Genomic DNA, 13,710 nt, shown 5'->3' with positions numbered 1-13,710 from the left:
ATTCATCGTCTTTCACCCACAGTCTGGACTCTGCTATTGTAAATGCTTTCGCCATTGTCGAAGCTAACGTTTAACGTTAAACGTATAACATTTAACCCATTCGTACTTCGCAGCCCGGCGTCCGGCCTTAGTTCGCAGCTCTCATCACATCAGCAAAAACCCCGCTCGCCGTTACATCGGCGCCTGCACCAGCACCTTTGATGACCATCGGTTGTTCGGGATAGCGTTCAGTATAAAATAGAACGATGTTATCCTTGCCATAAAGATGGAACAGATCATGTTGCGGGGAAATATGCTGTAGTCCGACTTCCGCCTTTCCACGATTAAAAGATGCAACAAATTTCAGTTTACTTCCTGCTGCTTTTGCTGCTTCGTAAATAGATTTAAAATGGTCTTCCTGCTTTTTCATTTCCTTATAGAAATCATCTACTGAACCCTGCATACAGGATTCGGGAAGAAATGCACGGCAGGTGATATCTTCCATCTCGAGTTTTTCACCAGCTTCGCGTGCGAGGATCATGATCTTGCGCATCACATCGGTCCCGCTTAAATCAAGTCGTGGATCCGGCTCAGTATAACCTTCCTCCTGTGCTCTTTTTACGATGTCTGAAAATGGGACAGTTGCATCGTAATTGTTGAACACAAAATTCAGGGTTCCTGAAAGCACGGCTTCAATCCTGTTGATCTGATCACCACTGGATATAAGATCGTTTAGTGTACCGATCACCGGTAGTCCGGCACCAACATTTGTTTCAAAAAGGAACCTGCAATTGAATTCTCTTGCGAGATCTTTTAATTTTCTGTATTCCGGGTAAGCAGAAGATGCTGCAATTTTATTACATGCAACGATGGTCATCGATTTGCGTAACAGCTTATCATAAATTCCTGCCACATCACTGCTCGCGGTTATATCCACGAACACCGTATTACGCAGATTGCGTTGAATGACCTGATCAGCGAACTGATTGATATCTGCTTTTTCGCCTTTATCCAACTGCTCTTTCCAGTTGCTCAGTTGTATTCCTTCTTTACTGAACAGCATTTTTCTGCTGTTGGCAAGACCAATCACCCGGATCTGTAACCGGCGATGTTCCGCCAGGTACTTCTGTTGTTGTTTTATCTGATCCAACAATTTACTTCCCACATTTCCCGTACCTGTTACAAAAAGATTGACCTGTTTATATGCAGTTTCAAAAAATTCTTCGTGAAGAATATTCAGTGCTTCTTTGATTTCCGCAGTAGCCAAGACAGCGGATATATTTCTTTCAGATGAACCCTGCGCAATTGCTCTTACATTCACTCCGTTTCGACCCAGGGCACCAAACATTCTGCCGCTGATACCGGGGTGATTTTTCATATTCTCTCCCACGAGCGCTATGATGGACAGATCTTTTTCTATCACCAACGGGTTTACTTTTCCGAGTGCAATTTCCACATGAAAAGCAGCATCAACAACATCCTTAGCTTTACTGGCAGCACCGGCTTCGATACCTACGCATATCGAATGTTCTGAGGATCCTTGCGTAATGAGAATAACATTTATCTGGGAAGAAGCTAAGGCTTCAAACAAACGTTTAGAAAATCCAGGTACACCCACCATGCCGCTACCTTCAAGACTCAGTAGCGCGATCTGGTTAATACTGCTGATACCACGGATGATATCGCCATTCGGTGAAGCTGCATCATTCTCAATCACAGTACCTGCATCATCAGGTGCGAAAGTATTTTTGATCCACACAGGAATTTTCCTGGTCATTACGGGTTGAATAGTAGGAGGGTAGATCACCTTCGCGCCGAAATGACTCAGCTCCATTGCTTCCTGGTAAGAGATGTTCGGAATGATCCTCACATTGCTCACCCAGCGTGGATCGGCTGTCATCATCCCGGAAACATCCGTCCATATTTCAAGGATAGCCACATCGAGTGCAGCCGCGAGAATGGCAGCAGTATAATCCGATCCGCCTCTACCAAGCGTAGTTGTAGCACCATGACTTTCGGAAGCAATAAATCCAGGTACCAGGATAATCTCTGCATTGCAATTTTTGTTGAAAGCATCGATCAAAGCATTGCTCGCTTCAAAATCGACAATTGCATTTCCAAAATTTGCATTGGTGCGGATGAGTTGCCTCGCATCTTTCCATTCAACAGAGTGTCCCGCACTTCTGAAAGCAGCAGCAATCATTTGGGATGAAAGCAGTTCTCCATAACTGACGACGCGGTCCTTAGTTCGCGGTGAAAGTTCACCGAGGAGAAAAGCACCAGTACAGATATCTTCCATCTCGTTACAGATGGTTTTAACGAGACTCAGCGTAGCGCTCTGCTGCTGAACCGGTACAAGTTCTTTTACCGCTTCAAGATGGCGTTGTTCTATTTGCTGGAGAATTTCTTTGTATTCCTCATTTCCTGCTGCCGCTAATGCACCGCAATTCAATAAAGCATCTGTTGTACCGCTCATGGCAGAAACAACTACAAAAGCTTTTCCCCGGTTTTTTCTTGCTGAGACAATACTGATCACTTTCTTTATGGTTTCCGCGCTACCTACTGAACTACCGCCGAATTTTAAGACCTGCATATTTTGAGATTATCCGATAATAAATTTTGATTTCCTGTTGTGGATGTACAGCCAAAGCCCCTTGATGGTATGTGTATACTCAACCCTTAACGGGTTGTAATAGTTGTAATAATAATGGAAGCCGATGCAGTAGTGAACTGCCGGAGAAGTTTTGAAGAATATGTCTTGTTTGCTTCCAATTTTCTAAAAATAGGGTCTGAAGATAATACAGAATTCTGAGAAAACAACATTATCACAAAAAATTTCAATTAACTTCATGCGATTCGATTCACTTGCCTGTTTTTCTACACCCAGCGTACAGAACCCTGTATCCTGTATTCAGTATTCTGTATTCTGATTAAAGTTGTTTATTTCATGAGTAATGTTAATTCTCCGGCACTTCAGCAGTTTAAAAATCAGGTAGGAATCAAATTTCAGCTGTACAACAGTCTGTTTACTTCTTTGCCCTTTCATAGGATCGAGAAGACTGGGATCATGCTTTCTCTCCTTCAATCCAATTGCGAAGAAGGATTTAAAAGAAAACAAACGCCGCTGGAAATCATCGATGAGTTTTTTTCCAAGCATACATCATACAGCTCCGAACAGGAAAGGCTTGATGTTCTGTTTCGGTTTGTACAATATGTGGAAAGGCAGGTTGTACTTTTTGATGCGTTGGAAGATGCGGCTTTCCGCGATGTTAATGATATGTCTGGTGCAGGTACATTGAAGCATCTGGAGAGTGAAGTGCAGCAGACTGGAAAAACAGAGGAACTCGCACAGAAGCTGAATGATTTTGCAGTCCGGCTTGTACTAACGGCACACCCTACCCAATTTTATCCTGGCGCCGTTTTGGGCATCATCAATGATCTGTCAAGAGCGATCGGGGAAAATAATGTGTCGCAAATCAATATGTATCTGCAGCAGCTTGGTAAAACTCCGTTTTTCAAAAAAATAAAGCCAACACCTTTTGATGAAGCGATCAGTTTGATCTGGTACCTCGAGAATGTTTTTTATCCTGCTTCAGGCCGCATTCTTGCTTTTCTAAAATCGCAGTTTCCTGATGCGATGTCCGAGGCCAATCCTGTAATTGAGATGGGCTTCTGGCCCGGTGGCGACCGCGATGGTAATCCTTTTGTCACTTCAGATATTACATTGAAGGTAGCTGATGCGTTACGTGGCAGTATTATCAAATGCTATTATCTCGAAGTGAGAAAACTCAGGCGCAGACTTACTTTCGAAGGTGTTGAGCAAAGCCTGCTCGACCTGGAAAAGAAACTGTACAACAACATCTTTATTCCAGGCCAGAAAACCGATCTTGATGCAGAGGAGATTCTCAGCACATTACGTTCGATTAAGGAGACATTGATATACCAGCACAACAGCTTGTTTGTTGGTTTGCTGAATACACTGATTTATCGCGTGGAATTGTTCGGATTATATTTCGCTTCACTCGATATACGCCAGGAGAGTTCAGTACATACGAAGGTGCTCGATTATATTGCTGAGCATACACAGGCAATCCCGTCAGGTTATGCAAGTCTCTCTCATGATGAAAAAATAAAAGCATTATCAGCTATAAAAGATGTGGTGAAGGCTGAGGATTTCGATGATGCAATGGTGAAGGATACATTACAGTGTATCGATGTAATAAAGGAAATTCAAAGTTATAATGGACCGAAAGGTTGTGAGCGTTACATTATCAGTCAGAGCAATAGTGCATTAAGCATTCTTGAAGTATATGCTTTGTTCCAATTGCGTGGATGGAAACCGGAAGAAATTAAAGTAGACATCGTCCCGCTTTTTGAAACGGTAGATGACCTGAAGAACGCTGAAGGAGTGATGCGTGAAATGTATGAAAATTCATTGTACAGCAAGCATCTCAGGAGAAGGGGCAATAAGCAGACAATTATGCTGGGTTTCAGTGATGGCACGAAAGATGGTGGCTATCTGATGGCCAACTTCAGTATTTACAAAGCCAAGGAAAACCTGACACGTATTTCAAAAGAATATGGAATTGAGGTGGTGTTTTTCGATGGTCGCGGCGGTCCTCCCGCGCGTGGTGGCGGAAAGACACATCGTTTTTATTCTTCGATGGGAAAGAATATTGCTTCAAAGGAAATTCAGATTACGATACAGGGGCAGACGGTCAGTTCCAATTTTGGTACTATCGATGCGGCCCAGTTTAATATTGAGCAACTCATACACGCCGGAATACAGAATGATCTTTTTTCTTCGAAAAAGGAAACTTTGGATGCAAAAGAAGAAGCGCTGCTAACGGAACTGAGTGAAATCAGTTACCAGGCTTATATCAGTTTAAAAGATCACCCTTATTTTACTGATTACCTGGGCCATGCCAGTCCATTAAGATTTTATGCGGAGACCAATATTGGTAGCAGACCTGCGAAAAGGGGTGGAGGTAGTCGTTTATCATTAAAAGATTTGCGCGCAATTCCATTTGTTGGCGCATGGAGCCAGCTGAAGCAAAACGTGACTGGTTATTATGGCGTGGGTACGGCATTGAAGAGAATAGACGAAGCAGGTCGTCTTAATGAAGTAAAAAAACTGTATGAAAATTCTCCTTTTTTCAAGGCCTTGATGGATAACTGTGAGATGGCGATGAAGAAATGCTTTTTCCCGCTGACTGCTTTTCTTTCAGATCATCCTGTATATGGTGAAATCTGGAACAGGATATACAATGAATATGAATTGACCAAACAATACATTTTTAAAATATCGGGTAATAACGAACTCATGGCAGATTATCCGGTTGAACAGTTGTCCGTGCAGATGCGTGAAAGAATCGTATTGCCGTTACTTACAATCCAGCAGTATGCGATTACGCGTGTCCGTGAGCTTGAGGAGAAGCTGATCAATTCTCCTTTGAAGTCCAGTTATGAAAAGCTGGTGATGAGGTGTTCGTTTGGGATTATCAATGCGGGAAGAAACTCTGCCTAGGGCCGAATGTGCAGAACGTTGGAAGTTTAACGTTCGTTGTTCGTAATACGGATTCGGACTTATTAAAAAAGCCCATCAGAATTCTCTGACGGGCTTTTTTTAGGACTGGTGGGTTGGTTAGGAATTTTGTTTTTAAAAAAGTTCATAGTTCATAGTTCATAATTCAGTTGGAGCAGCCAGCCTCCCTGCCGGCAGTCCAGTTCATATTTCGTTGTTCATGGAACAGCCGTTTATTGTTGTTCGTTTGTGGTTGCTCGTTAGAACAACCGGCTTTTCCTGTTGCCTGTTTCCCATTTTCCAATTGCCTCGCTTTTCACTTTGTGCTTCGCAACAGGCCTTTGGTCCTCTAAAAAAGCAAGGCGGCTAGAAAGCCGCCCTGGTTTGATTATGACCCAACTTAAACTGCTTTAGAATTTATACACCGCTGCAATAAGTCCACTTACATAAGATCCTTTTGCTGCGCCTTCTTCATCATAAAAGATTTTCTGGCTGCTGTTTTCAAATCTTAGTTCAGGAATTATTGTAAGTGCGCCAAAGAGGCGGAAGTTTGCTGAAAGTGTGTTTGCCCAAACGTTGGCACCAACAGGAGCATAAGACATTGCTGCCAACTGTTGTTTGTCTCCGAAAATTTCAGATCTCAAAGTGAGGCCAAACAATTCTGAAGGATCAGCACTCAGGTATAGAGCAGCGCCCCACCATTTTTTTGCATCAGATTCGTATTTGTTATCGACCTGGTATTTCTGCATCTGCACAGTAGTATTCGCTCCGATAGAGAATTTATCACTCAGCTTACCCGTGATCACGAGATCAAGCTGGTTAGTCTTTGCAGAATCAGATGGACGCTGTCCTCCGACATAGTTCAGGTATGCTTTCCAGTTATCATTAAATGCATAGCTCACTTGTGCCAATGCAAATTTTTTGCTGTCAACAGGTGCTGATTTCCAGTCGGTCGGATTGGCGATACCTGCCATTAATCCAAGTTTTCCGAAAGTCATCTCCGCTTTTACTCCTGTGTGGAAGAAAGGACCGTAAGAGAACATGTAGGACATGCTGTAATTCCTGTTGGCAGGAGCGTCAACGAGCTCATAACCTACATGTGTGGCCCAGCTACCAGCAGTGAATTTCAACCAGTCTGTTGCTGCATAGCTGACGTACAGCTGTTTGATGGCCGCAACTATTCCGCTTTCGTTGTAAGAGAATTCCTGAGCTCTTTTACCAAAGCCGAGATCGGCAGTCATACTTACTTTTCCGATGGTATGATCGATTCGGAGGGAAGCCATACCGAGTTCGAATGAGTTCTGGCTGTTGGTAAAGCTGGTACGGTTATTTGAGATGTTCTTGTTGAAATCGTATCTGTAATAGACATCGGCGAAACCGCTGATGGTTGTTGTGGATTTTTTTTCTTCGACTACCGTAGTATCCTGGGCAATTCCGTACTGTGCACCGGCCATAGCAATAGCCAGTAAAGAAATTTTTCTTAACATTGGTTTGGTTTTTTTGTTTTAAAGAAGGGTACAGCCAGGGTACAATTCCGCCAAGAGTTCACCCTGCGCTGGCCCTTATTTTAATCCAGTCAATAAAATGATGTTGACAAGAGAGGAAATGAAATGAAATTTTTGTTTTCAGGTTTTCCTTAATCTTTCTCTGCTAACACTTCCACTTCACGAACATAAGATCCGTTTTCACTGGTCGTTTTAACCAGTAAGGTTCCCTGTACATATTTCTCATTGTGCTGAGTAGCATCAAGACCGAGTTCTTCTTCTTCTGAGCTGACACGCAGTGGAGAAATGAAGTTGATGAGTTTGAATATGATGAAAGATACCGCAAAGCTGTAGCCGACTGCCACCAGCATTGCTTTTACCTGAGTGAAGAAAAATTCTGGATTACCGTAGAACAGACCATCTGCACCAGCACCATTAACAGTTTTGGTAGCAAATAAACCGGTCATCAGCATACCTACCATACCGCCTACGCCATGGCAGGGGAATACATCCAGTGTGTCATCCAGTTTTGATTTCTGTTTGTAGTAAACCACTACGTTGGAAATAATTGCAGCAACAACGCCGATGAAAATGCTCTGTGGCACTGCAACAAAACCTGCAGCAGGAGTGATGGCAACAAGACCAACCACTGCACCGATACAGAATCCAAGTACAGATGGTTTTTTACCACGGATCACATCGAAGAACATCCATGACAAACCAGCTGCAGCAGCTGCGGTGTTGGTGGTAAGGAATGCTGAAACTGCTAGTGAGTTTGCGCCCAGGGCAGAACCTGCATTGAAACCGAACCAACCGAACCAGAGAAGACCAGTACCGATCAGTACATAGGGAACGTTTGCAGGAGGAACTTCACCACCGTCGATATGTATTTTTCTGCGTTTCAGAACGATGGCACCTGCAAGTGCAGCACAACCAGCTGAGATATGTACAACGGTACCACCAGCAAAGTCGAGAGCTCCCATTTTGAACAGGAAGCCATCAGGATGCCAGCTCATGTGTGCGAGCGGTGCATACACCAGGATGCAGAATAACGCAGTGAAAAGGATATAAGAAGTAAAACGAATCCTTTCAGCTACTGCACCTACTACCAGACCAGGAGTGATGATAGCAAACATCAGCTGAAATACAGAGAACAACCCTTTGGGGATTGTTGGAGCGAGGCTCCAGGGTTCTCCTGAAACTACACCTTTAAAAAACAGGAAGGTAGAAGGGCTACCGATAAAACCTCCGATGGAATCACCAAAACAGAGGCTGAAACCGAAAGCAACCCAAATTACACTAACAACACCCGCGGCGACCACACTCTTAATCATGGTCGAGATTACATTTTTACGATGAACCATTCCACCATAAAAAAATGCAAGACCGGGAGTCATTAAAAATACCAGAGCAGCTGCCACGATAACCCAGGCGATGTCTGCTCCTACATAGCTCTTACCACCATCATCAAATGTTGGTAAACTCGGCACAAAAATGGCCGCGATTGCGAGAGCTGCCAGTAGAAGAAAGGGGAGTGCTTCTTTAAATCCGACTTTTTTCATAACAGATCAAAATTTGGTTTACTTATTAGTTGTTTGCTTTTACAAGTTTAACCCGTTAAAATGTAAAAAATCGATTTAAAGAGGTATTTATAAACACATATAAAAAATAATAATGTATTTTAAAATAAGTTAGAATTCCGGTGTAAATAGTTGTATTTCAGGAGTTAGAAAGTAGTTAACTTCGGTTGGAGATCAATTTATTGTTAAATAATTGTTGATGTTGTGGCATAATATTTATTTTTTCAATATGTCAAAATCGTGTGTAAATTCTACACGAAGACCTGGATTTTACTCCTTTTTTGAATAAGTCAGCAAATTTGTACGATTGAATCAGGGAAGCCGGGGGCAACGGGTGACGTTATTCGTCCGGAGGATGATTGATAAAGATGAAAGGAGGTGTAAAACTTAATCTCACAGACGAACGGTAAGGTATAAGCGAAGGGTGAGCAAGAAGAATTAAGATAATCAGCAAAGGCATCGCACTGTAAAAAATACATCCCATCCATATACCACTCCATGTACCAAGTTTTGCATCGGCAGGGTTTTTCTTCTGATAACGTATAGGTACAGCTGTACCAGGCTGGAAGAAAATATTATCACTGGTATTGTAGAAGAATGTATCTTTTTTCACCACAAACATCACCACAGTGTAGTTGTGTACAAGCTGCCCTGCGAACTCTTTTCCCTGGAAGGCCGCTATACCCTCAGCCTTTGCTGATTTCATCAGCCAGAATGTATTGATGATATAAAACGGGCAGACAAATAGCAAAAGCAGCATTGCAATAAATGAAAGCCTCCTGATGTCCATAGCGCTATAAAAATAATGGTCGGGCCGTTAGGGTATAGTTAATTGTGCGAAGGAATAAACTTCAACATCGTGTCCGCAAACTGCCATACATTTCTATATATAAACCGTCGTTATGAAATCTTTCGTATGCTGATGCCTGGTTTTATAAATTAATTCACGCAATTCCGGAGAATTCATTTCAGGCAGCAATGAATTTGAATTAATGGTTACTTCCTGTTGTTTCGTTTAATCTCTATCATTGAAGTCAAAGCAACTTAGATTGGGATGTAATAGTGCTGCTGAGTTTGAAGAACAGGAGTGCCTGAGATAATGCACGGCGGATGTTTTTTGATTTCCAACCATGATTGATGAACTGAATATACCGGGTGATAATTCTTAAAGAATAGGTTCTGAAATAGCACGCGAGGTTGCTGGTAGCAAATCCATCCGCACGAAATCAATGTCCTGCTTTCTGATCTTTTCTCTGATCGGGTTATCTGCAATAATAATTGGTTTTGCAAAAACCTGCACCATCGGATGTCAAACGGGATTTTCAAAGCACCAGCTGTTATCCATTTCCTTGGAAATTTTCCATTTGCCCGGGTATTGCTTTCTTGATCCGGAGTTCATTGCTTCATTTTGATAAATATCATATTCACGGCATACTTGATATGATAGGTCTGCCTAATGCCATTGGTGTTGCTGTTATGATGGTACCTGCAGGCATTTTCGTAGTCAGTAAAGAAATATCGAAGGGTTTAGGTGATGTTGCTTATTCGTCACTACAGGGAGTAATTATTTCCGGTTTTATAATTCTGACACTGGCAATTTCAGGAATTGTGTTCAGAAACCAATCGGACTATATAAGAGATGTATACTTCTTGCTACAATCGTAGTTTTGTGGCCAGCGTGGTTTCGATTCCGACATTATTTCCGTTCAGTTCCACGGCTGGATATCCGGTTCGCGATTGTGCTTGCAGATAGTTTGATCGTCATTGCCTGTATCGTCTAAAAATCCGGTATGGCAAAATTCACCCTTTGATAAAACACGGTGGGTATTCATTATTCTGGAGCAATGCTTCGAAGCAGTAGCATTTGACAGTGCTCTGTGATGTGCTATTGCTAAGAGCTTTATGGATTGTTTTCAGGCTAACTGAAATTCTTTTTTAAGTACGGGTTTGTTCTTCCCCATCAACCTGATAAAACGGAAATGGGAAGCAATAGCCTTTGACATGGTAGGAATGCTGTTGTAAGGTATATTGAAAGCTTTGCAATTGTTCCTAACAAATTTACTGATTGTGGGGTAATGAATATGACTGATTCTGGGAAACAGGTGATGCTCAATCTGGTAATTTAGTCCGCCTGCAAACCAGGAAATAATTTTACTGCCGGGAGAGAAATTCGCGGTTGTTTTTACCTGGTGTATTGCCCATTCATTTTCAATCTGAAGTTCATTGCCCTGAAAGTGTTCAAATTCAGTTTCTTCAACTACGTGCGCCAGTTGAAATACTATTGATAAGGTAACCCCAAGGCCAATATGCATACTAACAAAATACAATAGTGCGGTAGGCCATCCGAGTACAATAGCCGGAATTGCAATATAAAATACTATATAAAGCAGTTTACTTACCCAAAATATCAGGTGATCCATAAACACCATTTTCTGAAGTTGGGTACTACATATTTTTTTCCTGAAATATTTTTCAAAGTCCTGGTAAAGTATCCAGATCATTGAGCTGATGGCATAAAGAAATGGAGTGTAAAGGTGTTGAATCCGGTGAGCTGCGACCCATCGTTGGGTACCACACATTCTGATAAAGGGACTTTTTGCAATGTCGTCATCAACTCCATCAATGTTCGTATACGTGTGATGAACAATATTGTGTTTTTGCTTCCAGATAAAAGCATTGCCCCCCATTGCATTCAGGGTTAATCCCAAAATGGTATTCAATTTTTTGCTGGAGGAATAACTTCCATGGTTAGCGTCATGCATTACGTTAAACCCGATGCAAGCCAGGTTGAAGCCAAGAAGAGATGCTAAAAGTATTCCAGACCAGACGGGAAGTGAAACAAACAGCAGTGTAGTATATATACCAATTGCCGTTGCGATAAATATTATTGACTTGACATAGAGTTTAAAATTTCCCGTCTTTTGTTGCCCGGTTGTTTTGAAGTAATCGTCAACCTCTTTTTTTAGTGACGTAAAAAAAACAGCATTCTTATTGTTGTAGGTAATCCGGCTCATATTATTTAGGCGGTTTAAGAAGTGGGATATTGGTAATAACCGGACTTAATGTGATTATCTATATTCTGATACATGCTATTTTGCTGCTGACACATTTACGGCAGTATAGCCTTTAGGTCCTCTCTCAATTTCAAATGAAATACGCATACCTTCCTGTAGAAGCGTATTGGCTGATGATTGATGAACAAATATTCTTTGACGGTTCTCACTGTCTTCAACGAAGCCAAAACCTTTTGCGGAATTAAAGAAAGTGATCACACCTTTGCGGATCAGGTCTTCAGGCGACAACTCTTCCTGTTTCGGTACACTGATTTCGATATCATCTAAACTGAATTCGACTTTATTATTAGGATCCGGCGGTACAGAAGTGAGGTTGCCATTTTCATCCAGGTAGGCCATCATATCATCCATTCCTTTCTTACCTGATTGTTCTTTGCGTTCTTTTTTCTTCTCTTCTTTTTGTTTCCTTTCCTGCTTCTTCTTATTATCTCTTTCTTTTTTGTTCCAACTAATTGACATATTTAAAAACAGATTTTATCTTCCTGAATCCTGAATGATAATACTTTTTTATTAATACAGCCGGACAATCGGGGTCGATAATTAAAGATACTAAATTCGAAACGGCCGAATTCTTTCTCTAGTAGGATATTAACCATTAAAGGTTGTTTCTGATCCCGGTTTATCATTGAACCCGGGAAAGTTCCTCAGATTACCAACGCTTGTTAAAACCTCCACCGCGGGAATTGCGGTTGTCTTCCTTTGGTCTCGCTTCGGAAACCCTCACCTGGCGGCCATCCACCGTTTTACCATCAATTTCTTTAATGGCATTTTCCGCTGATTCTTTGTCGGGCATTTCAACAAATCCAAATCCCCTGCTTTTTCCTGTAAACTTATCCAGGATGACTTTAGCCGAAGTCACATTGCCATATTCTGCAAAAAGTTTCTGTAAATCGTTGTCCTGAGTGCCGAAACCAAGGTTAGATACATATAGGTTCATAAAAACAAATATTTTAATAAGAAATGTTATTTGAGAGAAATGGCTGATGAAAGAATAGGGGAAGGAAAAAAGAGATGACTACAGCGCGATAAAACTCAAATTATCTCAGTGAAGATAACACCACTTCCCCGTTTTATGAGTTTATTTTTGGGATTTAACAAAGCTACCCTCATATAACACTGGAAAATTAAGCCTGCCGCCTCCCGCAGGAAACTCATTAGGATAACTTTAAGATTTTTGATCCAACGTCCGGAAGTCCTTTCCTATCTATATAGCTCACCAAAATTTATTTCACTAAAATATCTAATATGAAAAAATACAGGTGGGCTGCTTACAGCTCTGTGATCGTTTTTTTAACAGTTTTTTTAATGAGTTCCTGTAAAAAGTCTGACGCCCCTGAGTATCATCAGAATGTATCTGGTCTCATGGCCGTTAACCTGGCAACAGATCAGGTAGTTACTATGAATATTTCAGGTAACACATTCACTTATCCTTTAGGACCCGGCAATTATAATGGAGGTTATGCCGGTATATATCCGGGAAAGAGAATGGTTGAAGCAGTGAGTGCTTACAATTATTTTTCAGTTGCTTCAGCTACTCATGATTTCGAAGTAAATAAAGCATATTCCAGTTTTATCGTAGGTTCTGACAGTCTTTATCAGAATATAATTGTGAATGACAATATCGACAGCACTGATGCAAACGGAAAAGCGTTTATACGGTATATCAATGCAATTCCCGGTTCAACAGATGCAGCTGTTTCCATCGGAAGTGATGCAGCAAAAGCTGCGGCTTATGCGCAGGTCTCTGATTTCGAGAGAATCAATGCAGGTGATCTCGCAGTTCAACTGAAAGGCGATAGTATCAGCGCCAGCCGTAACATTAATTTTGAAGCAAAGAAAGTGTATACTATCCTGCTTCTCCCGGGTGAAAACAAATCCGATTCCGTACAGATCAAATACATAATCAACGGTACCTATGATGACCTTGTAAACTCCAATGAAACCAAGGTTTCCGGTACTATGAAATCATCGACAGCATCGTCTGTCCGGTAGTTAAGGTTTTGATGAATGAAAAGAGCCGGCTTTTGCCGGCTTCTTTTTTTGAATAAAAAAAGGATGAAGATCTGAAT

General features: G+C 41.6%; 10 protein-coding genes. 3 read left to right on the top strand and 7 right to left on the bottom strand.

Going from position 1 to position 13,710, the window contains the following annotated elements; translation table 11 throughout:
* Positions 1 to 127: 127 nt before the first annotated feature.
* Positions 128 to 2,572 (bottom strand): bifunctional aspartate kinase/homoserine dehydrogenase I, encoded by a 2,445-nt coding sequence (gene thrA / locus P2W82_RS09590; protein WP_336515658.1) that lies wholly within the window; start codon positions 2,570 to 2,572, stop codon positions 128 to 130.
* Positions 2,573 to 2,926: 354 nt separating this feature from the next.
* Between thrA and P2W82_RS09585 the strand changes: the two genes are divergently transcribed.
* On the top strand, positions 2,927 to 5,506 hold the full coding sequence (locus P2W82_RS09585; protein WP_336515657.1) for a phosphoenolpyruvate carboxylase: 2,580 nt from the start codon (positions 2,927 to 2,929) through the stop codon (positions 5,504 to 5,506).
* Between the two features lie 407 nt (positions 5,507 to 5,913).
* Here the strand turns inward: P2W82_RS09585 and P2W82_RS09580 are convergent, their stop codons facing one another.
* From P2W82_RS09580 to P2W82_RS09570, 3 genes are all read right to left on the bottom strand, one after another.
* Entirely contained in the window at positions 5,914 to 6,990 is a 1,077-nt protein-coding gene (locus P2W82_RS09580; RefSeq protein WP_336515656.1) for a porin, read from the bottom strand.
* 149 nt (positions 6,991 to 7,139) lie between these two features.
* On the bottom strand, positions 7,140 to 8,549 hold the full coding sequence (locus P2W82_RS09575; protein WP_336515655.1) for an ammonium transporter: 1,410 nt from the start codon (positions 8,547 to 8,549) through the stop codon (positions 7,140 to 7,142).
* Between the two features lie 358 nt (positions 8,550 to 8,907).
* Positions 8,908 to 9,357 carry a hypothetical protein gene (locus P2W82_RS09570; RefSeq protein WP_336515654.1) on the bottom strand — a complete coding sequence of 150 codons (450 nt, stop codon included), beginning with the start codon at positions 9,355 to 9,357 and terminating at the stop codon, positions 8,908 to 8,910.
* Positions 9,358 to 10,007: 650 nt separating this feature from the next.
* On the opposite strand from P2W82_RS09570, the gene P2W82_RS09565 reads away from it, so the two are divergent.
* Positions 10,008 to 10,232 (top strand): hypothetical protein, encoded by a 225-nt coding sequence (locus P2W82_RS09565; RefSeq protein WP_336515653.1) that lies wholly within the window; start codon positions 10,008 to 10,010, stop codon positions 10,230 to 10,232.
* Between the two features lie 248 nt (positions 10,233 to 10,480).
* Here the strand turns inward: P2W82_RS09565 and P2W82_RS09560 are convergent, their stop codons facing one another.
* The 3 genes from P2W82_RS09560 to P2W82_RS09550 form a co-directional block, all read right to left on the bottom strand.
* On the bottom strand, positions 10,481 to 11,581 hold the full coding sequence (locus tag P2W82_RS09560; RefSeq protein ID WP_336515652.1) for a fatty acid desaturase family protein: 1,101 nt from the start codon (positions 11,579 to 11,581) through the stop codon (positions 10,481 to 10,483).
* Positions 11,582 to 11,656: 75 nt separating this feature from the next.
* On the bottom strand, positions 11,657 to 12,100 hold the full coding sequence (locus P2W82_RS09555; protein WP_336515651.1) for a cold-shock protein: 444 nt from the start codon (positions 12,098 to 12,100) through the stop codon (positions 11,657 to 11,659).
* A gap of 190 nt (positions 12,101 to 12,290) precedes the next feature.
* Positions 12,291 to 12,578 carry an RNA recognition motif domain-containing protein gene (locus P2W82_RS09550; protein WP_336515650.1) on the bottom strand — a complete coding sequence of 96 codons (288 nt, stop codon included), beginning with the start codon at positions 12,576 to 12,578 and terminating at the stop codon, positions 12,291 to 12,293.
* A gap of 308 nt (positions 12,579 to 12,886) precedes the next feature.
* Between P2W82_RS09550 and P2W82_RS09545 the strand changes: the two genes are divergently transcribed.
* Entirely contained in the window at positions 12,887 to 13,633 is a 747-nt protein-coding gene (locus P2W82_RS09545) for a DUF4397 domain-containing protein (RefSeq protein ID WP_336515649.1), read from the top strand.
* The last annotated feature ends 77 nt before the right edge of the window (positions 13,634 to 13,710 follow it).

Origin of the sequence: Pollutibacter soli, from assembly GCA_029269725.1 — a bacterium.
Taxonomy (GTDB): domain Bacteria; phylum Bacteroidota; class Bacteroidia; order Chitinophagales; family Chitinophagaceae; genus Pollutibacter; species Pollutibacter soli.
This window is presented reverse-complemented; position numbering and strand designations above follow the sequence as displayed.

Coding starts and splice junctions, on each gene's coding strand:
- P2W82_RS09575 (WP_336515655.1), bottom strand. CDS start 8,549: ATGAAAAAAGTCGGATTTAAAGAAGCACTCCCCTTTCTTCTACTGGCA.
- P2W82_RS09545 (WP_336515649.1), top strand. CDS start 12,887: ATGAAAAAATACAGGTGGGCTGCTTACAGCTCTGTGATCGTTTTTTTA.
- thrA (WP_336515658.1), bottom strand. CDS start 2,572: ATGCAGGTCTTAAAATTCGGCGGTAGTTCAGTAGGTAGCGCGGAAACC.
- P2W82_RS09555 (WP_336515651.1), bottom strand. CDS start 12,100: ATGTCAATTAGTTGGAACAAAAAAGAAAGAGATAATAAGAAGAAGCAG.
- P2W82_RS09550 (WP_336515650.1), bottom strand. CDS start 12,578: ATGAACCTATATGTATCTAACCTTGGTTTCGGCACTCAGGACAACGAT.
- P2W82_RS09585 (WP_336515657.1), top strand. CDS start 2,927: ATGAGTAATGTTAATTCTCCGGCACTTCAGCAGTTTAAAAATCAGGTA.
- P2W82_RS09560 (WP_336515652.1), bottom strand. CDS start 11,581: ATGAGCCGGATTACCTACAACAATAAGAATGCTGTTTTTTTTACGTCA.
- P2W82_RS09580 (WP_336515656.1), bottom strand. CDS start 6,990: ATGTTAAGAAAAATTTCTTTACTGGCTATTGCTATGGCCGGTGCACAG.
- P2W82_RS09570 (WP_336515654.1), bottom strand. CDS start 9,357: ATGGACATCAGGAGGCTTTCATTTATTGCAATGCTGCTTTTGCTATTT.
- P2W82_RS09565 (WP_336515653.1), top strand. CDS start 10,008: ATGATAGGTCTGCCTAATGCCATTGGTGTTGCTGTTATGATGGTACCT.